Here is a 25136-nt window from a genome sequence, read left to right on the forward strand (position 1 = left end):
AACCCCCGGCGGCTGCCGGGGGTGAAGGGCTTTCCAACGCCAGGCCGGGTGCTGCGGCCTTCCCGCATGAAGGAGGCACCCGGTGCCGGATCGGTCTCCACCCGTTCGGCAGCCCGGCCGTCGTAGCAGGCGCGGCGGCGCCCCGGGGCCCATCGCGGGCGCCCCTTCCAGGACCGCCGGCCGCATCCTGCGGTAGACCCGTGGCTTTGCGCCCCCGCCTTTCGGCGGGTTTGCCCTTTCGCGGCGTGGCCGCTTTCCTCGGCGATTCGACGCCGGTCGCACGGTTCCTGCCGGGTTTCGCCAGAAAATGTCCAACGCCCCGAGGCGGGCGCCTGTTCCTCCCCCGAGGCGGGGGCCGGTCCATCCCCCGGTGGGGGGCCGGCTCATCCCCCGAGGTGGGGGCCGGTTCATCCAGCGATGAGGACGCCGTCCAGCCGGTCCAGCATGCTCAGGGCGACGCCGGTGCCCAGCGCCACGGTGAGCAGGGGTTGCTCCGGCCGCACCACCGGCAGGCCCGTCGCCCGGGCGATCCGCCGGTCCAGGCCCCGCAGCAGGGAGCCGCCCCCTGTCAGGACCAGGCCGCGGTTCAGGATGTCGGCCGCCAGCTCGGGCGGAACCCGCTCCAGGATGCCGCGCAGGGCCGTGATCAGGGCGGCGAGGGGCTCGTCCAGGGCCTGCTGGACCTCGGCGGCCGAGAGGTACAAGGTCCGGGGCAGGCCGGTGACCAGGTCGCGGCCGCGCACCTCGAAGCGCTCCCCCTCGTCGTCGGGAGGCTCGGCGCTGCCGATGGCGATCTTGGCCTGTTCGGCCGTCCGCTCCCCGATCAGCACGTTGTACCGGCGCTTGACGTAACGGACGATGGCCTCGTCGAAGGTGTCACCCCCGACCCGGGTCGAACCGGCCACCACCACGCCGCCCAGGGATAGGACGGCGATGTCCGTGGTGCCGCCCCCCACGTCGACGACCATGTGGCCACCGGGCTCGTGGATGTTCAGGCCCGCCCCCAGGGCCGCGGCGACCGGTTCTTCCAGAAGATAGACCTTGCGGGCGCCAGCCTCGTAGCCCGCTTCGATGACGGCCCGGCGCTCCACCGTCGTCACGCCCGAGGGCACGCAGACCACCATGCGCGGCCGCACGCCGAGGCGGCGGGGCATGGCCCGCTGCAACAGCATCTTGAGCAGGGTTGCCGTGGCGGTGAAGTCGGCGATCACGCCGCCCCGGAGCGGGCGGGCGGCGACGATGTGGCCCGGCGTGCGGCCCAGCATCCGGTGGGCCTCCGACCCGACGGCCAGGACCCGCCCCGTTTCGCGGTCGATGGCCACCACCGACGGCTCGTTGAGCACGATGCCCCGGCCTTCGACGAAGACCAGCGTGTTGACCGTCCCCAGGTCAACCCCCAGGTCCCGGACGAACCCGACCATGACTTGTCCCCCTCCTGACCGCCCGGGCACCGCTGGGGCGGCGGCGGGGTGACCGGCGGGGTCGGCGGCCGCCGGTGGCCGCGCCAGGGCCTCGGGGCTGGCAGGGATCGCTGACAACGGCTTGGCTTTAACAACGGCCTGGGTAAGAGGTTGCCATGACGGATTTCTTTGCCATCGGGCCGGGTTCCTCTTGACGGCAAAAGGCCGCCCGGAGAGGACGGGCGGGCGGAAACCGGGGTTGTCCCTCCCCTGGCCAGGGTGCGGGGGTCGAGGACCGTTGCGGGACAGGTCCTCCTTGCGGCGGGAAGGAAGGTGGCCGGGCTGCAGGCCGGTTGATGCCGGGTCGGACCCGGCGGGCCGCCGCCACGGCCGTGTTCGACTGGGGGCCAGGGCCGGTGCGGGCAGGGACGGCGCTCAAGCCCCGACGGGCGGTTCCGACGGAGCTTGCTCGGGTTCCTGGCCCCGCTGTTCCTGCAGGTACTTGAGGCGCGTGGCCTCACCGCCCCGCAGGTGACGCTCCGCTTTGTTGGTCTCCAGCACCTGGTGGACCTTGGCCGCCAGCTGGCTGTCGATCTTGGGCAGGCGCTCGGTGACGTCCTTGTGGACGGTGCTCTTGGAGACACCGAACACCTTGGCTGCTTCGCGCACGGTGGAGCGGGTGCGAGCGATGTACGTGCTCACCTCCACCACGCGCTTCCAGATGTAGTCCTTCACCGACCTGCCCCCTTCGCCCTGGTCTGGTACCATCTATATGAGGGCGTTAGGCAAACATACCTTGGCCGCAGGCCCGCGCACGGCTTCGGACGAGCGGACAGGCCGGATTGCGACGGCAGGGACGTTGGGGGGCCGGGCACCGGAGGGTTGGGCGCCCCGCGGCTGCGGACCGGGGGCGGTGGGGCCGGGCGGGCGGCAAGCCCGAGGTCCGGTGGCCCGCAGACCTGGGGGCGGCACGGCCCGTCGCCGCCGGGGGGACGAACCGGCCCGATGGCGCCATGCAAAGCAGGGCGGCACCGCCGGGAGCGGTGCCGCCCTCTGCTTGGGTCAACGCGGGGGAACGCGGGCCGGCGGACCGCCGGGGACCGCTGGTGGTCGTCCCGTGGGGGTCCCGTGGGGGTCCGGCCCGGCCTGGCGGGGCTACTCGATCACGGTCTGGGGGTCGACCGCCTCGTCGCCCCGCCAGATCTCGAAGTGGACGTGGACGCCCGTGGCCGACTCCACCCGGGCCGACTGGCCGGCCTTGCCGATGGCCTGGCCCCGCCGCACCTGCTGGCCGGCCTGGACCGTCGCCTCGGCCAGGCTGGCGTAGACGGTGCGGTAGCCGCCGTCGTGCTCGATGGTCACGGTCAGGCCGTGATCGGGATCGCGGTCGACCGCCACCACGCGCCCGTCGGCGGCCGCCAGCACCTCGGCGCCTTCCTGGACCGCCAGGTCAACGCCGGGATGCCAGCGCCAGTCGCCCATGGTCTCCGAGTACTGCCAGCCGAAGCCCATGGCCGTCCGCCCGTTGGCCACCGGCCAGATGAAGGACGGCGTCGCCTCGCCGGTGACCTCCCGGGTGGGCACGTTGTCCCGGGGCTCGGCCGGCGTCTCCGTCCCGGTGCCGGTCCCGGCCTGGCCGGTGACCGGTTGCGGCGTCGCTGTGCTGGGCGCCACCCCCTGGTCGGCGCCGGTCTCCAGCGGGGTCTGCTCGTCCAAGGAGGCGGTCTCGGGGCCGCTCAGCCCCGGCCAGCCCTGGAAGTACAGATAAGACCCGATGAAGACGGCCACCAGCACGGCGAAGCCCACCAGCGACCGCAGTGCCGGCCGGCCCCGCATCTTGGCCATCCAGCTGGCCAGCCGGCCGGGCATGCGGCTCTGCCCGCTCTGCGGGGTCTCCTGCATGTGGCACCACCTCTGGCCGGTAGTGTTACCAGGGCTGGTGCATTTATGCAGGAACCCCGCCGGGATGGGGCAAAACCCGGCGCTGAGGGGGCCCTGCCGCTGGGCCCGGCCCGGTTCGGTCCTCCCGGTTCGGTCCTATTCGCTGAAGATGGGTCGCAGGCTGGTTCCCGGATAGTAGTGCCGGAGGATCTCTTCGAAGGTGCGCCCCTGGCGGGCCATCCCGTCGGCGCCGTACTGGGACATCCCGACCCCATGGCCCCAGCCGCGGATCTCGAAGGTGAGCCGGTCCCCCTGACGGCGGCAGGTCCACCAGGTGGACGGCAGGTCCAGCCGCTGGCGCAGCTGGGGACCGGTATAGGTCTTCTCGCCCAGCGTCGCCTGCCCCACCCGGCCTCCCGGCGACGGCTCGATCCGGGAAAAGCACTGGTCGCCAGGTAGCCCCCGGACCACCTTGGGGTCGACCTCCAGGCGCCGGGCGAACTCGTCCAGGGGCATGGTCCGGGTGCTGCGCCAGTGGGGCGAGCCCGTCTCCCAGGGGGAGTCGACCGGCCGCAGGTAGGGCACCTGGTTCCCCCACACCGCGGCGGCGTCCTCCGTGCGCCCGCCGGAGGTGGAGTGATAGACCGCGTCGATGGGCGCTCCCTGGTAGACCAGGATCAGGCCTGCCGTGTCCCGAACGGCCTGCTGGATCTTCCGGGTGAAGCGCCAGCCGTTCCAGAGGCCCCACTGGCGGCGCCGGGCCTCCAGGGGCTGCCATGCCTGGCCCGTCTGGGGATCGCCACAGACGTCGGCCTCGGGGTGCTGGCGGCAACCCGGCCCGCCGAAGACCTGCATCTGCCGCACGGTGTAGGTGCGGGCGGCCACGGCCTGGGCCTTCAAGGCCTCCGGGTGGAAGCTGGCGGGCATCTCCGCCGCCACCACCCCCGCGATGTAGACCTCAAGGGGCAAGGTCTCCACGGCGTTCCGGTCCGGCACCCACACCCGCACCGGCAGCTCGCCGGGGTCCAGCGGCACCGCCGGCGCCTGCGGCGTCTCGATCCGCAAGCCTTTCGTCACCACCACCAGGAAGGGCAGGAGCACCGTCAGCACCAGGGCCAGGAGGAACCAGCCGGCCACGGGGCGCCGCCACGCCGGCAGAACGGGCAAGGGCGATCCCCCCTACGGCGTCTTGGGTTCTGGGGATCTGTATGCCGCCCGGCCGGAGGACATGCCCCCGGGGAGGCGGCCTTGAAAACCGGTGCCCCCCAACCGGCGGGCGCTCGCAATGGGGCGAGGGCCGGACGACCACCGGTGCGCCGGTCGTCGTCCGGCCCCCTCCGTCTTCCCTGGGTCGGGGCGATTGCGGCGCCGCTTGAGAGGGCGATCGCAGCGCCGCATGAGAGCGGTGTGAGCGGGCAAGGCCGCCGCCGTTCCCTGCGTCGCGGCCTGTCGCGGTGCCACCCCGCGCCAGCCCCCGGGGGATCGGCCGGGGTCGCCGCCCGCCCGCCGCCCCCGGGCCGCCGTCGCGGCACCGCCAGGCGCGGGGAGGGGTCCGGGCTCCCGGGATCAGGGCAGGGGGAGCGGGGCGGTCAGCGCATGAGCAGCGCAGCGGCGACGGGATCGTCTTCGGTGGAAAGGCGCGCCACGTCGGCGCCCAGGGCCCGCAGCTTGCGCTCGATGGCCACGTAACCCCGGTCGATGTGATGGACGCCGCTGACTTCCGTGACGCCCTCGGCGCCCAGGCCGGCCAGCACCAGCGCCGCGCCCGAGCGCAGGTCGGTGGCGGTGACGGGTGCCCCCTGCAGCCGTTCGACCCCGGTGACGATGGCCGTCTGGCCCTGGATCTGGATCCGCGCCCCCATGCGCCGCAGCTCCGGCACGTGGGTGAAACGATTCTCGAACAGGGTCTCGGTGACCGTGGCCGTCCCCTCGGCGGTGGCCAGGGCCGCCATCATCGGCGCCTGGAGGTCCGTCGGGAAGCCGGGATAGGGCAAGGTCTTGATGTCCACGGCCCGCGGCCGCTCGCTGACGGCCACCGTCACCTCGTCGCCGTCGACGACCACGTCGGCGCCCATCTCCCGAACCTTCGCCAACAGGGACTTCAAGTGCTCCGGCACCACCCCGGTGGCCGTCACCTGCCCGCCCGCCACCAGGGGGGCCAGCAAGAAGGTGCCGGCCTCGATGCGGTCGGGGATCACCGTGTAGGTGCCGCCACCCAGCCCGGGGACGCCGTGGATCTGGATCACCCGGGTCCCGGCGCCCCGCACGTCGGCCCCCAAGGTGTTGAGGAAGTTGGCCAGGTCGACGATCTCCGGTTCTTCCGCCGCGTTCTCGATGGTCGTGGTGCCCTCGGCCAGGACGGCAGCCATCATGATGTTTTCCGTGGCTCCGACGCTGGGCACGTCCAGGTAGATCGAGGTGCCGCGCAGGCCATGGGGCGCGCGCACCTCCACCTGGCCCCCGGTGACCTCCACCTCGGCGCCCAGGGCGGCAAAGCCCTTGAGATGGAGGTCGATGGGCCGCTGGCCGATGGCGCAACCACCCGGAAGGGCAGCCCGGGCCCGCCCCAGGCGGGCCACCAGGGGCCCGAGGACGAGGATGGACGCCCGCATCCGCCGGACCAGGTCGTAGGGCGCGGCGAACTGCAGCTCGTCCGCCGGGTGGACGGCCAGGCCGCCGTCGGGGCCGGGTTCCACCAACACCCCCAGCTCCGTCAGGAGGCGGGTCATGGTCTCCACGTCGTCCAGCGCCGGGATGTCGTAGAGCACGCAGGTCTCTTCCGCCAGCAAGGTAGCCGCCAGGATCGGCAAGGCCGCGTTCTTGGCACCGCTGATCCTCACCTGACCCTGCAGGGGGCGCCCGCCGCGTACCACGATCCGTTCCATCGTCTCAACCCCCTCCAGGGCCACGCCCGCGGTCGGGCGGGCCGTCGCCGGCGGCACGCCGGGAGGGACCCCCAACGGGGCCGGCGTGCCCGCCGATATGGGATTCGCTGGCGGCCGCCCGGTTATGCCCCGGCGCCCCAGGTGCCCAGCAGGCGCCGTGCCGCCTGCCCCGGGGTCGCGGCCCGCCCTCGTGGCGCGGTGCCCTGCCCGCGCTGCGGGGTGGGGCACCGAATGGGGTTCCTCCGCCCCCCGGGGTGTCGTCCGCGGCTGGTGCCGGCTCCCCGGCGGGCTGGTGCCAGCCCGGGGCCGGTCCAGGGCCCAGGGCGCGCCATGCCGGCCGTTCCGGGCATCCGGACCGGCCTGGGGTAGCGGCCCGCGGTCCGGGCGCCGCCCTTACCATCCCCATGTATGTTATCGTCGGCAGCCCGTCCGGGGTTCCAGGCGGCTCCTGGCAGGCCTGGCACCGGCCGCGCCCGCGCGGGCCCACCCCGCGGAAGCAGGGCCGGGTCCTCCAAGACCCAGCGCCCGCGGGGGTCCGCCCCGCTTGAGCAAGGCCAGGTCCTCCAACACCCAGCGCGCCGGCGGGGGGCCGGCGCGCGAGGGCATGGGCCGCTGTCAGACCAGGTCGCCCGTGTCGGCTCCCGCCGCCCGCAACCGGTTCAGGGCCCGGTTCAGGGCCGCCCGGGCCCGTTCGAAGTCCCAGTTGGCCTCCCGCTCGGCCAGGCGCCGGCGGGCCCGCTCGGCGGCCTGCCGGGCCCGCAACACGTCGATCTCCTCGGCGCGCTCGGCGGCGTCGGACAGCACCACGGCGTGGTTGTCCGCCACCTCGAAGAACCCGCCGGCCACGGCCACGCGGCGGCGCTCCCCGTCCTTGCGGTAGGTGAGGATGCCGATCTTCAGGGCCGCCACCATGGGCGCATGGTCGGGCAGCACGCCCAGCAGACCCTCGGCCCCCGGAACGATCAGGGAGTCGACCTCCTCGCGGAAGACGACCCGCTCGGGCGTGATGACCTCCAGGGTGATGGCGCGCTCCGCCATGGTGTCGCCCCTCTCAGACCAGGCTCTTGGCCTTCTCCACGGCCTCGTCGATGGTGCCGACCATGTAGAAGGCGGCCTCGGGCAGGTCGTCGTGCTTGCCCTCGAGGATCTCCTTGAAGCCCCGCACGGTCTCCTCGCGGCTGACGTACTTGCCGGGGGTGCCGGTGAACACCTCGGCGACGAAGAAGGGCTGGGACAGGAAGCGCTCCAGCTTCCGCGCCCGCTGGACGATCAGCTTGTCCTCCTCCGTCAGCTCGTCCATGCCCAGGATGGCGATGATGTCCTGCAGGTCCTTGTACCGCTGCAGCACCTGCTGGACGCCGCGGGCCACCTCGTAGTGCTCCTGGCCGACGATGTTGGGGTCCAGGATCCGGGAGGTCGAGGCCAGCGGGTCCACCGCCGGGTAGATGCCGCGCTCGGCGATGGCTCGCTCCAGGCGCACCGTGGAGTCCAGGTGCGCGAAGGTGGTCACCGGCGCCGGGTCGGTGTAGTCGTCGGCGGGGACGTACACCGCCTGCACGGAGGTGATGGAACCCTTTCGCGTCGTGGTGATCCGCTCCTGCAGGTTGCCCATCTCCGTCGCCAGGGTGGGCTGGTAACCGACGGCGCTGGGCATGCGGCCGAGGAGGGCCGACACCTCCGAGCCCGCCTGGGTGAAGCGGAAGATGTTGTCGATGAACAGCAGCAGGTCCTGGCCCTCTTCGTCCCGGAAGTACTCCGCCATGGCCAGGCCCGTCAGGCCCACCCGCAGGCGCGCGCCCGGCGGCTCGTTCATCTGCCCGAAGACCAGGGCCGTCTTGTCGAGAACCCCGGACTCCTTGAGCTCGTGGTAGAGGTCGTTGCCCTCGCGGGTGCGCTCGCCCACGCCGGCGAAGACGGAGAAGCCGCCGTGCTTGTAGGCGATGTTGTGGATCAGCTCCATGATGATGACCGTCTTGCCGACGCCGGCGCCACCGAACAGGCCGACCTTACCGCCGCGGGCGAAGGGGCAGATCAGGTCGATGACCTTGATGCCCGTCTCCAGGATCTCCGTGGCGGGGTTGACGTCGGCCACGTCGGGCGCAGGCCGGTGGATCGGGTAGCGCTTCTTGGCCTGGGGCGGCTCCTTGCCGTCGATGGGCTCGCCCAGGACGTTGAACATGCGCCCCAGGACCTCGCGCCCCACGGGCACGGAGATGGGACCGCCGGTATCCACCGCCGGCATGCCCCGCTGCAACCCGTCGGTGGACGCCATGGCCACGCAGCGCACCACGTTGTTGCCCAGGTGCTGGGCCGCCTCCACCGTCAGGTCGATCTCCACCTCTTCGGTCTTGGCCTGGATCTTGATCGCGTTGTAGATGTCGGGCAGGTTGCCCTCGGGGAACTCGATGTCGACCACCGGGCCGATGACCTGCACGACCCGGCCCACGTTCTTCTCGGCCATTGGATTCTTCCCTCCGGTCCTCGGCGCCGCCGCCCCGCCCGGTGCGGGACGAACCGGCCGCCTGCGGCCCCGCCCGGGCCCGCCCGGCCTTCACGGCCCGGCCAGGCCCGGGGGCGGGCCGGCGCCCGGGCCGGCTAGCCCTTGAGGGCCTCGGCGCCGCTGACGATCTCCGCCAGTTCCTTCGTGATGGCCGCCTGTCGCGCCCGGTTGTACTCCAGGGTCAGCGTCTGGATCAGCTCACCGGCGTTGTCCGTGGCGTTCTTCATGGCCGTCATGCGGGCCCCGTGCTCGCTGGCCTTCGCCTCCTGCAGGGCGCGGAAGACCAGGATCTGCACGTACTTGGGCAAGAGTGCCTCCAGGATCGCCCGCTCCGACGGCTCGTAGATGTACTCCCGCAGCCCGCGCAGGCCGGGCCGCTCGCCCGGGCCGGTCCCCTGCAGCCGGCCAGCACCACCGCTAGCCACGGCACCCGCACCTGTCACGGCCGCGGCCGGCGCCGCGCCGGTTCCGGCCCCCGTGGGGCCGGCCGCCCCGGCGGCCGGTTCGTCCAGACCCGCGACGGGCAGGAGGCGGGTGACCACCGGCCGCTGGCTGATGGCCGAACGGTATTCGGTGTAGATCAGCCGCACCTCGTCCATCTCGCCGGCCAGGTAGCCCTCCACCAGCCGGCGCGCCAGTTCGCGGGCCGTGGCGAAGTCCACGTCCTCGCCGATGCCCGTCAGCTCGTGGGCGAAGGTGTGGCCGCGCCGGCGGAAGTGGTCCCGGCCCTTGCGGCCCACCGCCACCAGCACCGGCTCCACGCCCTCGGGCAGCTGGCGCAGCTCCTGTTCCGCACGGCGGATCAGGTTGGCGTTATAGCTGCCGGCCAGGCCACGGTCGCCGGTGATAATCACCAGGCCGACCCGCCGGACGGGCCGGGGCGCCACCAGGGGGTGCTGCCGGGCCTGTTCGGAGCCGGCCAGCCGGGCCAGCATGGCCCGGAGCGCGGCCGCATAGGGACGGCCGGAGCGGGCGGCCTCTTCGGCCTTCTTCAGTTTGGCGGCGGCGACCATGTACATGGCCCGGGTGATCTGCTGGGTGCTGCGCACCGCGCGGATCCGCCGCCGGATGTCCCTCATCGAGGCCATGGCCATTCACCCTTCCCGGCCGGGCTCACGAGGCCCGCTGCGCCTGCCGGGCGGGCTGCCCCGCGCCCTCCTGCCCCTCCGCCAGGAAGCCGGCCTTGAACTGCTGGATGGCGGACTGCAGGCGCTCTTCGTTCTCCTTGGTGATCTGCTTCTCGGTGCGGATGGACTCCAGCACCTCCGGGTTGAAGCGCTTGAGGTACTGGAGGAACTCCCGCTCGAACTCCCGCACCCGCTCCACCGGCACGTCGTCCAAATAGCCGTTGACGCCGCAGTAGATGGCGACGACCTGCTCCTCCACCGGCATGGGCTCGTGCTCGCCCTGCTTGAGGATCTCCGTCACCCGCTGGCCCCGGGCCAGGCGCGCCTGGGTGGCCTTGTCCAGGTCAGAGCCGAACTGGGCAAAGGCGGCCAGTTCCCGGTACTGGGCCAGGTCCAGGCGCAGGCGGCCGGCCACCTGCTTCATCGCCTTGATCTGGGCGGCCGAACCGACGCGGGAGACCGAACGGCCCACGTCGATGGCGGGCCGGATGCCCGAGTAGAACAGGTCCGACTCCAGGAAGATCTGGCCGTCGGTGATGGAGATGACGTTGGTCGGGATGTAGGCGGAGATGTCGCCCGCCTGGGTCTCGATGATGGGCAGGGCCGTCAGCGAGCCGCCGCCCACCTCGTCGCTCAGCCGGGCCGCCCGCTCCAGCAGGCGGGAGTGCAGGTAGAACACGTCGCCCGGGTAGGCCTCGCGTCCCGGCGGCCGCCGGAGCAGCAGGGCCAGCTCGCGGTACGCCCAGGCCTGCTTGGTCAGGTCGTCGTAGATCACCAGGACGTCCCGGTGCTCTTCATACATGAAGTACTCGCCCATGGCGCAGCCGGCGTAGGGCGCGATGTAGAGCAGCGGCGCCGGCTGGGAGGCCGTGGCCGACACGACGATGGTGTAGTCCATGGCGCCGTACTTCTTCAGGGTCTCCACGACGCCCGCCACCGTCGAGGCCTTCTGGCCGATGGCCACGTAGACGCAGATCACGTCCTGGCCCTTCTGGTTGATGATGGTGTCCACGGCCAGGGCGGACTTCCCGGTCTGCCGGTCGCCGATGATCAACTCGCGCTGGCCGCGGCCGATGGGGATCATGGAGTCGATGGCCTTCCAGCCCGTCTGCAGCGGCTGGTTGACCGACTGGCGGACGATGACGCCCGGCGCCGGCGACTCGATGGGCCGGGTGCGGGTCGCGTTGATGGCCGGCCCGCCGTCGATGGGCTGGCCCAGGGGGTTGACCACCCGGCCCAGCAGCTCCGGGCCCACGGGCACCTGGATGATGCGCCCGGTCCGCCGCACCTCATCGCCTTCCTTGATGTCGGTGTACGGCCCAAGGACCACGACGCCGACGGAGTCCTCCGCCAGGTTCAGGGCCATGCCGTAGACCCCGCTCTTGGGGAACTCCACCAGCTCGCTGGCCATGACCTTCTCCAGGCCGTAGACGGTGGCCACGCCGTCGGAGATCTGGATGACGGTCCCCACGTCCTCCAGCTCGGCGCGGCCCTCGAAGTTCTCGATCTGTTGCCGGATGATGGCGGTGATCTCTTCCGGACGAATGCTCACCAGCCCGTCCCTCCTACGCGTGACCGCCGGTCGCCAGCCGGCGGTGCAGCTGCACCAGCCGCCGGCGCAAGCTGGCGTCCAGCCGGCGGTCGCCGATCTTCACCACCAGGCCGCCCAGCAGCTCGGGACGAACCCGCACGGCCAGGCGCACCTGGCGGGCCCCCAGCGTGCGGGCCAGTTCCTCCTCCAGGCGCTGCCGGGTGGCGGCATCCAGCTCGGCCGCCGCCTCGACCTCGGCCTCCAGCACGCCCGCCTCCCGGTCGCGCAGGGCAGTAAACTCGGCCACGATGTCCGGCAGCAGGGTCTCCCGCCGCCGGCGCACCAGCAGCCGCAGCAGGTTGCCTACCCACGGATGGACCCGGTCCCCGAAGACGGACTCGATCAGCTCCTGCTTCTCACGCGCCGGGACGGCCAGGCTCTCGAAGCGCTGGCGCAGCTCGGGGTGCTCGCTGAAGACGTCGAGCACGCGGGCCAGGTCGGCGGCCAGGCGGTCGAGTTCACTGCTCTCGCGGCCGAGATCGTAGAGCACCCGGGCGTAGCGTTGGGCGAGGGGGCGACGCTTCATCGCAGGTTCGCCACCTCTTCCACGGCTTCGGTCACCAGGCGCCGCTGGTCCTCGGCGTCCAGGGCCCGGCCCAGCACCCGCTCCGTGGCCAGCAGGGTCAAGTCGGCCACCTCCCGGCGCAGGGCCGCGATGGCCTGTTCCTTCTCCCGCTCGATGGTCGCCCGGGCGCGCTCCAAGAGCTGCTCCGCCTCGCGGCGCGCCGCCTCCAGCCGCTGCTGCCGCTCCTCCTCGGCCAGCTGGGTGGCCCGCTCCAGGATGCTCTGGGCCTCCCGCTGGGCGGCGGCCAGCCGCTGGCGGTACTCGGCCTCGGCCCGCGCCGCCTCTTCCCGGGCCCGTTCGGCCGCCGCCAGGTTCACCTCGATCTCCTCCCGGCGCCGGTCCAGGACGTCCAGGATCGGCCGCCAGAAGAACCGGGCCAGGATGGCGACGAACAGAAGAAAGTTGACGAATGCCCAGATCAACTCGGGTGAAATCTGCACAGGTGTTCCCTCCAGCCGCGGGTGGCGCTCGCCCTTGGCAGCCTCCACCCGGCCCCGCCGGGGGCAGGATCCACGCCCCATAACGCCATGGGGGGCGGTCCGACGCGGCAGTCCCTTACGGGTGCCCGGCCGCCCCCCGCCACCCAACCCGCCTCGCCGCCGGCAGGGGGCGGGTTCCTCCGCCCCTGCCGGACCGCCATCAACCGGCGACCTGGCCGGCGAACAGGAAGGCGAGGGCGAAGGTGAACAGGGTCAGCGACTCGAGGAAGGCCAGCGACAGGATGAGCACCGTCTGGATGCGGCCGGCCGCCTCGGGCTGGCGCCAGATGGCATCCAGCGCCGCCGCCGCCGCCCGGGCCTGACCGGTGGCCGAGCCGAAGGCCGCGATGGCCAGGCCGATGACCGCCAGGCCGGCGAAGAACGCAATGCCGGTGATTCCTTCCACCGCGTCTCCCCCTCCTTTCCGAAACTTTGCCCGGCGGGCCGCCGCAGCCGCCCGCGGGTCAAGCCTTGCAAACTTGAACCTGGCAAACTTGCACACTCACAAGGAAACAAGGAAAGCCCACAAATCTGATCCGGCTCTGATCCGGTAACCATGCGCTTCCGCAGGTCATGCGCTCGCCGGAGGGCCTCCCGGTGCCCGCGGGCCCTTCCCCTTCCGCACCCCGGTTCCGCACCCCGGGCCCGGCCGGCACCGCGCCATGCCGGCGGCGCCGGATCCGGCCCGGCGCACCCGGGCGCGGGCGGCCGCGACCGTCAGTGCTCGTGGTGGAAGTCGGCCGTCGCGGCCTCGATGTACAGGGCCGACAGCATGGTGAAGATCAGCGCCTGGACGAAGCCGGCGATGACCTCGATGAACATGACCCCCATGGGCAGGAACCAGGGGAGGGCCGCCAGCAGGCCCGCCAGCACGGCCTCGCCGCCGAAGATGTTGGCAAAGAGACGCAAGGACAGGGAGAAGGGCTTGATCAGCTCTTCGATCACCGCCAGGGGCACCGTCAACGGCCAGAGGAAGACGGGACCCTCCAGGAAGCGGCGGAAGTAGCCGAGGCCGTGGCGCTTGAGGCCGTAGGCCTGGACAGCGACGAAGGTGAAGATGGCCAGCCCGCCCGTCACGCCCCACCGGCTGGTCGGCGGCTGGAACCACTCCTCATGGGGCAGCAGGGGCAGCAGGCCGGTGTAATTGCTGAAAAGGATCAGGACGAAGAAGGAACCCAGCAAGGGCGTGAACTGCCGCGCCCGCTCGCGCCCCATGATGTCGGTGACGAACCCGTAGAGCGCCTCGACGGCCCACTCCACCGCTGTCTGGAAACGGGTGCGCGGCACCTGATGGAGGCTCCGGGCCACCAGGGCGCCCAACACGATGATCAGGCCCATCAGGATCCACATGGTGAGGATGGACTCGTGCACGGGCAGGCCAAATAGATGAAAGACCACATGGGCGCCCTCGGCCCCGTGCCCGCCCTCTGCCGCCTCGCCGCCCGCGGCGGCCAGCTGCAGCCATGGGGTCAAGCCCGTTCCCTCCTTGCCCGCATCCGGAAGAACAGGGGAGCATCGCCGGCCAGGATGAGCCCCGCGATGGCCGCGAGGATGGCCACGGGCCGGCCGGCAACCAAAAACACCACCAAGAGTGAAACAAAACTCAAAGCCATGCGCAATAAGAATCGGGCCAAAACTTGCTGTTGATGTGTGGCAGCGGCTCCACGGTCGACGGCATCGGTCAAGCGGGACAGCGGGCCGGCCAGGAGGAGGTAGTTGATCCAACCCCAGACCATCCCCCAAAGCCCCGCCACCAGCCCGAGGGCGCCGCTCGAAAGCCCGCTGAGCCAGCTTGTGAAATCGTTCACGAAACCGGCCCGTCCTTTCCGCCCCGTCCCCCGGCCGCACCACCGCTCCCCGGAGGCCTCCCGCCGGCATCGGCGTCCTCGTCGGCGATCCGCTGCAGGGTTCGCCACAGGACCCGGAAGGCGGCGACGACGCCCAGCATCAGGCCGAACAGCTGGAGCCACGGCGCGGTCCCCAGCCACCCGTCCAGCCAGCGGCCCCCGTAGTACCCGATGCCCATCCCGGCCAGGAGGGTTCCGGCGAAGGTGAAGGCGAGCTCGAAGAGGGTGCCCGCGCCGCGCAGGCCACCCCCTGGGCCGTCCCGTCCCCCGGGTCCGGCGTCCGTGCGCGGCCGCCTGGAAGGGGCATCACCCGCCATGGTCCAACCTCCCCGCTGCGGTCGCCACCCGGGATGTAACGGACCGGCTCCGTCGGTACCAGCGGTAGATTAGCAGAGGGTCGTAGGGCGGGCAACCGGATCGGGACCCTACCCGCTTGCCCCAGCGGCTCCCCCCACGGGCGCCCCTCAGCGGCTCCCTTCGCGGCGCGGGCCCGCGGCCCCACCGCCAAGGCCCGGTGCACCGCCGGCGACCGCCGGCGCCGCCGCCAGCGGCAGCGGGCCCGGGTCCCAGGGATCAGGCGGTTCCTCCCGCAGGCCGAAGGCGTACTCGATGGCCTCCACCGTCCGGCGGGCCGCCTGGCCGTCGCCGAAGGGATTGCGGGCCTGGGCCACCTGCCGGTATGCCTCCCGGTCCTGCAAGAGCCGGCTGGCCGTCTGGACGATGGGTTCTTCGTGGGGGCCCACCTGCAGCACGGTCCCGGCCGCCACGGCCTCCGGCCGCTCCGTCTTGTCCCGCAGCAACAAGACGGGAAGACCCAGCGCGGGAGCTTCTTCCTGCAGGCCGCCGGAGTCGGTCAGGAGCAAGGTGGCGCGGGCCATCAAGTTGGCCCAGTCGGCGTACTCGGGCGGGTCCAGGAGCGCCACCCGTTCCACCCCGTCCAGGTGCCGGCGGATCGTCTCGGCCACCACGGGGTTGGGGTGGACGGAATAGACCAGCTCCACGTCGGGGTGGGCTTCCACCAGCCGGCGCAGGGCCCGGGCCACGGCCTCCAGGGGCTCGCCCCAGTTCTCCCGCCGGTGGGCCTCGCAGAGGACCAGCCGCCGGCCGGGGGCCGGGAAGCGGGCCAGTTCGTCCCGGCGGAAGCGGTACCCTGGCCGCACCACCGAGAGCAGGGCGTCGATGGCGGTGTTGCCGGTGACGAAGATCCCGGCCGGGTCGATGCCCTCCCGCAGCAGGTTGTCCCGGGACGCGGGGGTCGGCGCGAAATGGAGGTCGCAAAGGGCGTCGGTCAGGCGCCGGTTGATCTCCTCGGGGAAGGGCTGGTACTTGTCATAGGTCCGCAAGCCGGCCTCCACGTGTCCGATGGCCAGCTGGTGGTAGAAGGCGGCCAGGGCGCCGGCCAGGGTCGTCGTGGTGTCGCCGTGGACCAGCACCAGGTGGGGCCGTGCCTGCCGTAAGACCCCTTCGAGTCCCTGGAGGGCCCGGGTGGTGATGTCGGTCAGGGTCTGGCGCGGCAGCATGATGTCCAGGTCGAAGTCCGGCCGGATGGCGAAGAGCTCGAGCACCTGGTCCAGCAGCTCGCGGTGCTGGGCGGTGACGGCCACCTGGACGCGCACACCCGGCCGCTCGGCCAGCTGACGAATGACGGGGGCCATCTTGGTCGCCTCGGGCCGCGTGCCGAAGACGGCCAGCACCCGCAGCGGCTCTCCGGCCGGTCGCCGGGCGGCCAGGCGCGCCCGGAGGCCGGCGGCCCCGTCGCCGCCGGCGGGGCGGTCCAAGTGGTCCGGGCGGCCCGGGCGGTTCAATGGGTCCCCTGCCCGCAGCGCCCGCGCCGGCTGATCGATGCTGCCCGCCGCCTGGGGAGGGTGAGGGTCGTCGTGGGTCATCGTGACATGCCACCCCTTATGGCTGATCCCGGCTCCCGGAACCGGATCTCCCGGCAGGCGCAACGGACCCGGACCGGGTCCCGCAGGCCGGGGCAGGCCTGTGCCGCCGCCCTCGGCCGGGGTGCCGGGCACCGGCCTGCGGCGCTGGCCACCGGCGGCGCGCAGGGGCACAACCAGGCCCAGGGACACCACGTCCGGGGCCCCTCTGGGGTCCGCAGCGCCCCCGGGGCCGCCGGTCGCGGGCCCGCCGGTTCCCGCCCGCCGGCCTGCGGCCGGGGCCCGCGCCGGCGCCCTCCGCGGGCCCGCGCCGGCGGTCCGCGGTGGCAGGAGGGGGCTGGCCCCCGTCAGTGGCCCAACCGCCGCGGCCGCTGCCGGTTCCACTCCACGAGCTTGCGCGCCACCAGGTGAACGGATGCGGCCAGGGTGAGGACGATCAGCACGCCCTGGAGGATGTTGCCCTCGGCCACCGAGACCGCCCCCAGGGCGAGCCAGGCGGTGATCAGGTACATCACCAGCACGGCGTCCCGGTGGCTGAAGCCCAGGCGCATCAGGCGGTGGTGCAAGTGGTCGCGGTCGGCGGCCATCACGGGCCGGCCCGCCTGCAGTCGCCGCAGGATGGCCAGGGCGGTGTCGGCGATGGGCAGGGCGAGCACCATGACGGGAACCGCCAGGGCCACCGCCGCCGCGCTCTTCAGGAGCCCGACCACCGAGACCGTGGCGATGGTATAGCCGATGAACAGGGCGCCCGTGTCGCCCATGAAGATCTTGGCGGGGTTAAAGTTGTAGGGCAGGAAGCCCAGGGTGCTGCCGGCCAGCGCGGCCATCAGGACAACCGCCTCGATGGGCTGCCCCGTCTGCAGGGCCACCACCAGGACCGTCAGGGCGGCGATGGAGGCGATGCCGGCCGCCAGGCCGTCCAGCCCGTCGATCAGGTTGATCACGTTGCTCATCGCCACGATCCAGAGCACGGTGAGGGGAATGCCCCACCCGCCCAGGACCAGCAGGTCGTCGGCCCCGCTGGGGGTCAGCAGCCCCAGCGGGTTCGTCAGCACCTCGATCCGGATGCCCTGGGCGACGGCGACCAGGGCGGCCGCCACCTGGCCGCCCAGCTTGACCAGCGGAGGCAGGTCGAAGACGTCGTCGGCCAGCCCCACGGCGAGCATCACCAGCCCGCCCAGGAGCACCGCCGTCACGTCGGGGTCGGCCCACCCCCGGCTGACCAGCGCCGCCGCCCCGAAACCCGCGAAGATCGCCAGCCCGCCCAGGTGGGGCACGGGCACCCGGTGGACGCTGCGGGCGGTGGGCCGGGCGACCAGGCCCAGGCGCATCGCCAACAGGCGCACCAGGGGGGTGCAGACCAGGGCGACCAGCGCGGCGACGACCAGCGCCAGCCAGTACGACTGGGAATGGGCCCACGTTGGCATGACGGCTCTTCCTCCCGTCCTCTCCCCACGTCCGCAGGCGGCCCTCTCCCCTGAACCGCCTGCCCGAAGGGACCGCCGGCCGGTGGCGGTACCGGCGCGCCAGGCTCGCCGGGGTCCAGCTGACCCGGCGGCCGGCAACGGGCCCCGGTAACCGGCCCGCGTCCGGCGATCCTCAAGGATTGTAGAACCGGCCCCCGGCAGTGTCAAAGGGACCGCAAACGATAGTTTCCATTATTTACACAACGTTAACAATGGATCCTTCCCCGGGTACCGGGCCTTCCGGGGCAATATGGCCTCGCGGGTGGAACCAGAGTGCTTGCATCCGGGCACCGCCCCGCGGCCGCCCGTCCGACCCGCCCCAGGGCACGGCCGCCCGCGGCCGTCCAGGGCGGCTGGGCGAGCCCCCGCGACCCCGCTGATCGGGTCCCTCACCCCGGCCCCCCTCAGCCTCCGGCGGGGATCTCCGCCGGCCCGGACCGGCCTCCGCCCGCGCCCACCGCCCCGGTATCGGCGCGCCGGTTCATAGATTCGCGTTCCAGGGCAGCGATCTTGTCGATCCGCCGCTGGTGCCGCCCGCCGGCAAAGGGCGTCTCGAGCCACGTGGCCAGGATCTCCCGGGCCATTCCCGGTCCCACCACCCGCGCTCCCAGGGTGAGGACGTTGCTGTCGTTGTCCTGGCGGGTCAGGCGCGCCGAGTACGGCTCCGTGCAGCAGGCGGCCCGGATCCCCGGGATCTTGTTGGCGGCGATGGCCATGCCGATCCCCGTGCCGCAGATCAGCACGGCGCGGTCCGCCTCGCCCTCCACGACCTTGAGGCACGCCGCCCGGGCGAAGTCCGGATAGTCGCACGACGACCGCTGGTGGGTGCCCACGTCGATGACCTGGATGCCCCGTTCCTCCATGAAGGCGATCAGGTCGCCCTTGAGGTCGAAGCCGGCATGGTCGCTGCCGATGGCCACCCGCAGCGGCCGGACCGCGGTGGAACCGGCAGCGGTCGGGCCCGTCGACGGGCTCATCCCCTGGGCGCCGGCCGCGTCCATCCCTTGCACCTCCCGACCGTGCTCGTCCACGTCGACCCCTTGCCCGCCACCCGCGGTCCCGCCGCCCCCGGTCCCGCTGTCCCCGGTCTGGCTGCCGGCGGTCTCGCTGCCAGCGGCCACGGCCGGGGACGGCGCCGCCTCCCCGGCCAGCCGCCGGGCCACCATGGCCGCCTCCCGCCGGAGCTGGCGGGCCAGCACCTGGTAATCCGCCAGCCCCTGGCCAAAGGGATCGGGCACGTCGGCATCGGCCAGCGGGCCGCCGGCCGCCCACTCCCGCCAGAGGGCGACCCGCCCGGCCGCCTCGGGAAAACGGCGGCGCAGCTCCTCGGCCTGGGAGCGGGTCATGGCCAGGATCAGGTCGGCCTCCGCCACGCCGCCGGCCTCCAGGGGACGGCTGCGGTGTTCGGCCAGGGACAAGCCGTCCCGGGCCACCGCCTCCCGGGCCTCCGCCGCGGCGGGCAGGCCGGGAACGGCGTGCAGCCCGGCCGACTCGACGGCCACCGCGCCCTGGCCCAGGTCGTCCAGGGCCCGGCGCAGGTAGGCGGCGGCCATGGGACTGCGGCAGGTGTTGCCGCTACAGACGATCACGACCTTCCGCACGGGCCTCGCGCTCACGGCCAGGCACCTCCCCTCCGGCCGCGGCCTTGCGCAGCCGGTTCATCACCGCGCGCCCCAGGCCCTCTTCGGGCACCGCCAGGGCCAGGACCCGGGTGGAACCGGCAGCGTCGGCCGCCCGCAACGCGCGAAACAGCCGCCGGGCGTGGAGATCGGGCCGCGCCCGCGGCCCCAGATCCAGGGCGATCAAGGGGCCGGCCGGCCGGGCCGGTTCGTCCTCGAGGGCGAGCCAGCGGGCGTCGGCGCCGGTCCGGCGGAGCACCGCCTCCAGATCCTCCCGGCAGCCCACCAGGGCGACCCGCTGCCCTTCCTCCAGCCACCGGCGGAGGAACCCGGCCCCCTGGTCCGCGTCGCCCGCCAGGACCACCGGGGCTTCCGGCGCGTAATGGCGGTACTTCATGCCCGGCGCCGGGGCCGCCGCCCCCTGGGCCAGGGCCGGCGGGGGCGCCAGGGAGACCCCCAGCGCCGCCTCCAGCTCCTCCACGGGCAGTCCGCCGGGACGCAGGAGCCGCGGCGGCCAGGCGGTCACGTCGATCACGGTGCTCTCCACGCCGACCGGCACCGGACCGGCATCCAGCAGCAGGTCCAGGTGGGGCGCCAGGTCCGCCCAGACGTCTTCCGCCCGGGTCGGGCTGGGCCGGCCCGAGCGATTGGCGCTGGGCGCCGCCACCGGTGTGCCCGCGGCGGCGATCAGGGCCTGGGCCACGGGATGGGCGGGGCACCGCACCGCCACCGTGGGCAGTCCCGCCCGCACCGCCGCCGGCACCCGCGGCCCCGCCGGCAGCACCAGGGTCAGGGGGCCCGGCCAGAACCGCTCCGCCAGCCGCCGCGCCACCGGCGGCCAGTGGGCCACCACCTCGGGCCCTGCCTGCTCGACCCCCGTCACGTGGACGATCAGCGGGTTGTCGGCCGGCCGCCCCTTGGCGGCGAAGATCCGGGCCACGGCCTGGGGGTTGAGGGCGTCGGCACCCAGGCCGTACACCGTCTCCGTGGGGAAGGCGACCAGGCCGCCCCGGCGCAGCAGCGCCCCCGCGCGCCGGAGGGCGGCGGCGTCCTCCTCCGGTCCCGCCCCTAGGCGCACCCAGACCCCTTCGCCCGCGCCTCCGCGCAGCCCGTCCATCGCCCGTCCCCCGGTTCCACCCGGTCCCCAGGGCGTCCTCGGGTTCCACCCCGTCCCCGGGTGAAGGGATTCCTACGTGGGCCCCTGCCTTCAGCCTTCAAGGTGCCCACCCGGCGGGCCCGTCGTTCCGAAAATCGCCCGGCCACTGGCCGCCCACCACCCGCGGGATGCCCGCCAGGTCGGGCCACTGGCGCAGGGACCGGCAGCCCACGGCCCCCAAGAGGTGCTGGACCGCCGGGACCTGGCCCGCGCCCACCTCCAGGAAGATCCACCCGCCCGGCGCCAGCAGCCGGACCGCCCCCGGGATCAAGCGGCGGTAGGCCTCCAGGCCGGTCGCGCCGGGGGTCAGGGCCAGGTGGGGTTCATAGCGGTGGATCTCCGCCTGCAGGTGGGGCAGGTCGCAGGCGGCCACGTACGGCGGGTTGCTGGCCACCGCCGCCAGCTTCCCGGCCCAACCGGCGGCCAGCAGGGGCTCGGCCCAGTCGCCCGTGCAGAATTGGACCCGCGGCGCCACCCCATGCCGCTGGGCGTTCTCGCGGGCCACCCGCAGCGCCGGCAGGGAGCAGTCGGTCGCCAGCACCGTCCACCCGGGACGCTCGGCCGCCAGGGTGACGGCGATGATGCCCGTGCCGGTGCCCAGGTCGGCCACCACCGCCTCTGCCGCGGGCACCGTGTGGAGCACCGCCTCGACCAGGACCTCCGTCTCCGGCCGGGGGATCAAGGTCGCCGGGGTGACGCGGAAGGTGCGGCCGTAGAACTCGGCCTGCTGGAGGATGTAGGGCACCGGCTCCCGCCGGGCGCGGCGCAGGATCCACTGGACGAACCGGGCCCAGGCGGCCGGCGGCAGGGCGGCATCCGGTTCCGCCACGAGCCGCACACCGGGGACCCCCAAGGCGGCGCCCAGGAGGACCCGGGCGGAGGCCCGCGCCTCGTCGGCGTCGAGCCCGGCCGCTGCCAGGAAGGCTCGCGCCCAGGCCAGGGCCTCGCCCACCTGGGTCGGCCGCTGGGCGGGCAGGCCTACCGTGGCCACGGCGGGCTGGGCCACGGCCTCTCCGGCCCCCCGGCCCGCGGGCCCGGGGGCTGCCGGCGCCGGTTCGTCCGCCGCCGGATCCCAGGGTTCCGGCATGTCAGCTCACCGCCTCGCCCAGCCGCACCTGCTCATCGTGGGCGGCCAGGGCGTCCAGCAGCTCGTCCAGGTCCCCGTCCATGATCTCCTGCAACCGGTAGAGGGTCAGGCCGATGCGGTGGTCGGTGACCCGGTTCTCCCGGAAGTTGTAGGTCCGGATCTTCTCGCTGCGCTCGCCGGTCCCCACCTGGGAGCGGCGCTGCTGGGAGAGCTCCTCCTGCTGGCGCCGGGTGTAGTAGTCCAGCAGGCGGGCCCGCAGGATCTTCATGGCCCGGGCCCGGTTCTTGTGCTGCGAGCGCTCGTCCTGGCACGTGACGACGATGCCCGTCGGCTTGTGGGTGATGCGCACCGCCGACTCCGTCTTGTTCACGTGCTGCCCGCCGGGGCCGCTGGCGGCGAAGGTGTCGATCTCCAGGTCCTCGGGGTCGATCTCCACCTCCACCTCCTCCGCCTCGGGCAGCACGGCGACGGTGGCCGTCGACGTGTGGATGCGGCCGCCCGCCTCGGTCACCGGCACCCGCTGCACCCGGTGCACCCCGCTCTCGTACTTGAGGCGGCTGAAGGCGCCCCGCCCGCTGATGGCCACCACGACCTCCTTGAACCCGCCCAGGTCGCTCTCGGTGGCGGCCATCACCTCGGTGCGCCAGCCCTGCCGCTCGGCGTAGCGCTGGTACATGCGGAAGAGGTCGCCGGCGAACAGGGCGGCCTCCTCGCCGCCGGTGCCGGCCCGGATCTCCACGATCACGTTGCGCTGGTCCCGGGGATCCCGGGGCAGCAGCAGCCCGCGCAGGGTGCGCTCCAGGGACTGCCGCTCCGCCTCCAGCCGCTCGACCTCGGCGGTCAGGTAGCCGTGCTCCTCGGCGTCGTCCGTCTCCCGCAACAGCGCCCGGGCCGCCTCCAGGTCGGCCGCGGTGGCCCGCCAGCGCCGGTAGGCCTCGGCCAGCGGCTCCAGCTCCGCCCGCTCCTGGGCCAGGGGCTGCCAGCGGCGGGGGTCGGCGGCCACCTCCGGGTCGGCCAGTTGCCGCTCCAGCTGGTCGAACCGGCGCAGCCGGGCGGCCAGCGCCTCCCCCAGGGCCCCCGGCAAGTCAGGCAGGGGGCCGGGTTCCTCCGGCGCGGCGCCCGCGACGGCCGCAGGTTCGCGACCCGAGGGCGCGCCTGGGTTGGAGGGCGTAGACCGGTCGGCCATGGGACCTCACCTCGAGGCGGGGGTGACCGGGGACGGGGCGGTGCGGGCGGCGGCCGGCCCAGCGGCCCGAGAGGCGACCGCCACCGGCCGGACCCCGGCGGTGGAACCGACCGGCGCCGCGCCGGCCTCTGCCGCCGGTTCCACACCGGGCAGGCAGGCCTTCAACGCGGCCAGGGCCACCTCCAGCTGATCCAGGGTCGGCTCCGCCGTGGTCAGCCGCTGGAGCCAGAGGCCCGGCGCCGACAGCCAGCGCACCCAGGGACGCTGGCTGCGGGCGGCCAGGAGGATCCACTCGTAGGCGAGGCCGGCCACCACGGGCACCAGGGCCAGCCGCAGCACGGTGCGCTCCCAGAAGGACGGCCAGCCGAACAGGGCGTGGACCAGGACGGCCGTCACCGCCACGAAGAGCAGGAAGGCGGTGCCGCAGCGGGGATGGAAGCGGGAGAAGCCCTGGGCGACCTCCGGCTCCAGGGGCGCTCCGGCCTCCAGGGCGTGGATCGCCTTGTGCTCGGCGCCATGGTACTGATAGACCCGGTGGATGTCCGGGATGCGGCCGATGGCCGCCATGTAACCCAGCAGGAGCACCAGCCGGACCACGCCTTCGACGGCGTTGCGGGCCAGCTCCGCCTCTGCCAGGGCCGTGGCGACCCAGGTGGGCAGCAGGATGAAGAAGACGAGCCCCAGGGCCAGGGCAAGGCCGTTGACCGCCGTCACCCAAAGGTCCTCTCCCCGCCGGCGGCGGTCGCCCGCCACCCCCGGGCCCGCGGCCTCTGGCCGCTTGCCCGCCGGCCCGGCGGCGTCGCCGGGCGTGGCCGGTTCCTCCGCCAGGCGGGCCGATTCGTTGAGGACCTGGATGCCCACCACCAGCGCCTCCGCCAGGGCGGCCACGCCCCGCACCAGGGGCCAGCCCAGCCAGCGCCGCCGGGCGGTGTAGGCCGTGTGGGGCCGCACGGTCACGTGGATCCGGCCGTCGGGCCGGCGCACGGCCAGGGCCATGCGCCCGGCACCGCGCATCATCACGCCCTCGATCACGGCCTGGCCGCCGAAGCGGTTGCGCAAGTCCATGCCGATCGCCCTCTCCCTGGTGCGTCAGCGGCCGCGGCGGAGGGGTCGCCCGCCACCCACCACGGCGGCGGCGACGGCCGGCGCGTCCCCGCGCTCCCGCTCAGCGGCCGGCCGCGCCCGCCTTCTGCTCCTGGCGGAAGCGCTCGTACTTCTGGCGGAACCGGTCCACCCGGCCGCCGGTGTCGACGACCCGCTGGGTGCCGGTGTAGAAGGGATGGCACTGGGCGCAGACGTCGACCCGCAGGTTCTCCTTGGTCGAGCCGACCTCATACACGGCACCGCAGGCACAGGTGATGGTCGTGCGCTTGTACTCGGGATGGATCCCCGGCTTCATGCCCTTCACCCCATCGCGGCGGGCGCCAGCGGCCCGCACAGGATCGGCGGACCGGCGCTCCGGTCCGCCTCGGATGCACCCAACCATTATACCAGCTTCGCGCCTTCAGGACCCACCCCACCCTGCTCCATCCGCCGTTCCGCCCGCCTCCAGGCGGTCGCGGAGGGCCGGCGCCGGCCGGTACCAGCGCCGGTCGAGCCACGCCAGGGGGTCGTAGAAGCTCTCGCCCGCCCGGACCTCCAGGTGCAGGTGGGGTCCGGTGGCGTTGCCCGTGGCGCCCAACCGGCCGAGGACCTGGCCCCGCGCCACCCGCTGGCCGGGTTCCACCGCCAGGGAGGAGAGATGGCCGTAGAGGGTCGACCAGCCCCCGGGATGGGCCACCTCCACCGCCAGGCCGTACTCGCCGCGCCAGCCCGCCTGGCGGACGACGCCGGCCCAGACGGCCCGCACAGGCGTGCCCTGGGGGGCGGCCAGATCGACGCCGTGGTGCCAGCGCCCATCCCGGGGGCCGAACAGGGAGGTTAGGGTGGCGACCTCCGCCAGCGGCGGGCTCCAGCGCGCGCCGGCGGGAATGGCGGCCAGCGCCGCATCAGGAACCGACGCCGCCGCTGCGTCGCCGGGCCTGCCGGCCGGGTTGCCCTCCCTCGGCGGCACTCCCTCCGCCGGCCGCGCGACGTCACCGCCCCCCGGCAGCCCGGCCCCGGCCCCTCCGGCCCCTGGCGGGCCGCCCTTGTCATGAGCGCCCTTGCCCTGAGGTGCGCCCCCGGCGGCCGGTTCCACCCCCGCGGACCCCCTGCCGGGGGACGCTGCGGGCATGTCCAGGTGGGACCCATGCCCGAAGAACCCGCCTTCCCACCCGCGGCCGCGGAGGCTCAAAGCCTCCCAGGCCGCCGACCAGAGGGCCTCGATGGAACGCGGGGCCCGCCCGGCGGGGACACCGGGCCGGTCCAGTCCGTGGGCTGCCACCATGCCGAGCCACGCGGCGAGCAGCAGGGCGTTGATGCGGTTGAGCCATCGGCTGAGATCGGCCAAGACGACCACCTCGTGGCCCCATGGGCACGAGGT

At 73.6% G+C, this 25136-nt stretch carries 24 protein-coding genes and 1 riboswitch; all 24 genes read right to left on the reverse strand.

Translation table 11 applies throughout. The features are described 5' to 3' along the window. Positions 1-104: 104 nt before the first annotated feature. Positions 105-245, reverse strand: a riboswitch (cyclic di-GMP riboswitch). A 162-nt stretch (positions 246-407) separates the two neighbouring features. Continuing rightward, a complete protein-coding gene (gene mreB, locus ACYQ02_RS11695; protein ID WP_460040592.1) occupies positions 408-1421 on the reverse strand; it encodes a rod shape-determining protein in 1014 nt (337 codons plus the stop codon). 414 nt (positions 1422-1835) lie between these two features. Further along, positions 1836-2135: a sporulation transcriptional regulator SpoIIID gene (spoIIID, locus tag ACYQ02_RS11700; RefSeq protein ID WP_460040593.1), complete on the reverse strand. Its 300-nt coding sequence runs from the start codon at positions 2133-2135 to the stop codon at positions 1836-1838. Between the two features lie 420 nt (positions 2136-2555). Beyond that, positions 2556-3302 carry a peptidoglycan DD-metalloendopeptidase family protein gene (locus ACYQ02_RS11705; protein WP_460040594.1) on the reverse strand — a complete coding sequence of 249 codons (747 nt, stop codon included), beginning with the start codon at positions 3300-3302 and terminating at the stop codon, positions 2556-2558. A 135-nt stretch (positions 3303-3437) separates the two neighbouring features. Then, complete coding sequence (gene spoIID / locus ACYQ02_RS11710) at positions 3438-4448, reverse strand: stage II sporulation protein D (RefSeq protein WP_460040595.1); 1011 nt, start codon at positions 4446-4448, stop codon at positions 3438-3440. 422 nt (positions 4449-4870) lie between these two features. Then, complete coding sequence (gene murA / locus ACYQ02_RS11715) at positions 4871-6166, reverse strand: UDP-N-acetylglucosamine 1-carboxyvinyltransferase (RefSeq protein WP_460040596.1); 1296 nt, start codon at positions 6164-6166, stop codon at positions 4871-4873. Positions 6167-6781: 615 nt separating this feature from the next. Further along, the gene (locus ACYQ02_RS11720) at positions 6782-7204 is read right to left on the reverse strand and encodes a F0F1 ATP synthase subunit epsilon (RefSeq protein ID WP_460040597.1); all 423 of its coding nucleotides are present in this window, start codon (positions 7202-7204) and stop codon (positions 6782-6784) included. Positions 7205-7217: 13 nt separating this feature from the next. After that, positions 7218-8627: a F0F1 ATP synthase subunit beta gene (gene atpD / locus ACYQ02_RS11725; protein ID WP_460040598.1), complete on the reverse strand. Its 1410-nt coding sequence runs from the start codon at positions 8625-8627 to the stop codon at positions 7218-7220. A gap of 134 nt (positions 8628-8761) precedes the next feature. Next, the gene (atpG, locus tag ACYQ02_RS11730; protein WP_460040599.1) at positions 8762-9754 is read right to left on the reverse strand and encodes an ATP synthase F1 subunit gamma; all 993 of its coding nucleotides are present in this window, start codon (positions 9752-9754) and stop codon (positions 8762-8764) included. A gap of 25 nt (positions 9755-9779) precedes the next feature. Beyond that, positions 9780-11345: a F0F1 ATP synthase subunit alpha gene (gene atpA, locus ACYQ02_RS11735; RefSeq protein WP_460040600.1), complete on the reverse strand. Its 1566-nt coding sequence runs from the start codon at positions 11343-11345 to the stop codon at positions 9780-9782. A 13-nt stretch (positions 11346-11358) separates the two neighbouring features. Continuing rightward, positions 11359-11910, reverse strand: a complete 552-nt coding sequence (atpH, locus tag ACYQ02_RS11740; RefSeq protein WP_460040601.1) for an ATP synthase F1 subunit delta — start codon at positions 11908-11910, stop codon at positions 11359-11361. Next, complete coding sequence (atpF, locus tag ACYQ02_RS11745) at positions 11907-12389, reverse strand: F0F1 ATP synthase subunit B (RefSeq protein ID WP_460040602.1); 483 nt, start codon at positions 12387-12389, stop codon at positions 11907-11909. Before atpF ends, atpH begins: the two co-directional genes overlap by 4 nt. 199 nt (positions 12390-12588) lie before the next feature. Further along, positions 12589-12834 carry an ATP synthase F0 subunit C gene (locus tag ACYQ02_RS11750; RefSeq protein WP_460040603.1) on the reverse strand — a complete coding sequence of 82 codons (246 nt, stop codon included), beginning with the start codon at positions 12832-12834 and terminating at the stop codon, positions 12589-12591. A gap of 311 nt (positions 12835-13145) precedes the next feature. Next, on the reverse strand, positions 13146-13901 hold the full coding sequence (gene atpB, locus ACYQ02_RS11755) for a F0F1 ATP synthase subunit A (RefSeq protein ID WP_460040604.1): 756 nt from the start codon (positions 13899-13901) through the stop codon (positions 13146-13148). Further along, complete coding sequence (locus ACYQ02_RS11760) at positions 13898-14236, reverse strand: hypothetical protein (RefSeq protein WP_460040605.1); 339 nt, start codon at positions 14234-14236, stop codon at positions 13898-13900. The genes atpB and ACYQ02_RS11760 overlap by 4 nt, the downstream gene beginning before the upstream one ends. Beyond that, on the reverse strand, positions 14233-14592 hold the full coding sequence (locus tag ACYQ02_RS11765) for an AtpZ/AtpI family protein (RefSeq protein WP_460040606.1): 360 nt from the start codon (positions 14590-14592) through the stop codon (positions 14233-14235). The genes ACYQ02_RS11760 and ACYQ02_RS11765 overlap by 4 nt, the downstream gene beginning before the upstream one ends. Positions 14593-14739: 147 nt before the next feature. Beyond that, complete coding sequence (gene wecB, locus ACYQ02_RS11770; protein WP_460040693.1) at positions 14740-15930, reverse strand: non-hydrolyzing UDP-N-acetylglucosamine 2-epimerase; 1191 nt, start codon at positions 15928-15930, stop codon at positions 14740-14742. A gap of 575 nt (positions 15931-16505) precedes the next feature. Further along, positions 16506-17585, reverse strand: a complete 1080-nt coding sequence (locus ACYQ02_RS11775) for a glycosyltransferase family 4 protein (protein ID WP_460040607.1) — start codon at positions 17583-17585, stop codon at positions 16506-16508. A 443-nt stretch (positions 17586-18028) separates the two neighbouring features. Continuing rightward, the gene (gene rpiB / locus ACYQ02_RS11780; RefSeq protein WP_460040608.1) at positions 18029-19240 is read right to left on the reverse strand and encodes a ribose 5-phosphate isomerase B; all 1212 of its coding nucleotides are present in this window, start codon (positions 19238-19240) and stop codon (positions 18029-18031) included. Continuing rightward, a complete protein-coding gene (locus tag ACYQ02_RS11785) occupies positions 19200-20360 on the reverse strand; it encodes an L-threonylcarbamoyladenylate synthase (protein ID WP_460040609.1) in 1161 nt (386 codons plus the stop codon). Before ACYQ02_RS11785 ends, rpiB begins: the two co-directional genes overlap by 41 nt. Before the next feature lie 97 nt (positions 20361-20457). After that, a complete protein-coding gene (gene prmC / locus ACYQ02_RS11790) occupies positions 20458-21486 on the reverse strand; it encodes a peptide chain release factor N(5)-glutamine methyltransferase (protein ID WP_460040610.1) in 1029 nt (342 codons plus the stop codon). A gap of 1 nt (position 21487) precedes the next feature. Further along, a complete protein-coding gene (gene prfA / locus ACYQ02_RS11795) occupies positions 21488-22672 on the reverse strand; it encodes a peptide chain release factor 1 (protein ID WP_460040611.1) in 1185 nt (394 codons plus the stop codon). A gap of 6 nt (positions 22673-22678) precedes the next feature. Then, entirely contained in the window at positions 22679-23737 is a 1059-nt protein-coding gene (locus ACYQ02_RS11800) for a DUF1385 domain-containing protein (protein ID WP_460040612.1), read from the reverse strand. 100 nt (positions 23738-23837) lie between these two features. Further along, the gene (gene rpmE / locus ACYQ02_RS11805; protein ID WP_460040613.1) at positions 23838-24071 is read right to left on the reverse strand and encodes a 50S ribosomal protein L31; all 234 of its coding nucleotides are present in this window, start codon (positions 24069-24071) and stop codon (positions 23838-23840) included. A 105-nt stretch (positions 24072-24176) separates the two neighbouring features. After that, positions 24177-25103 carry a M23 family metallopeptidase gene (locus ACYQ02_RS11810; protein ID WP_460040614.1) on the reverse strand — a complete coding sequence of 309 codons (927 nt, stop codon included), beginning with the start codon at positions 25101-25103 and terminating at the stop codon, positions 24177-24179. Positions 25104-25136 lie beyond the last annotated feature (33 nt).

The sequence above is a fragment of the Thermaerobacter litoralis genome, from assembly GCF_054654595.1.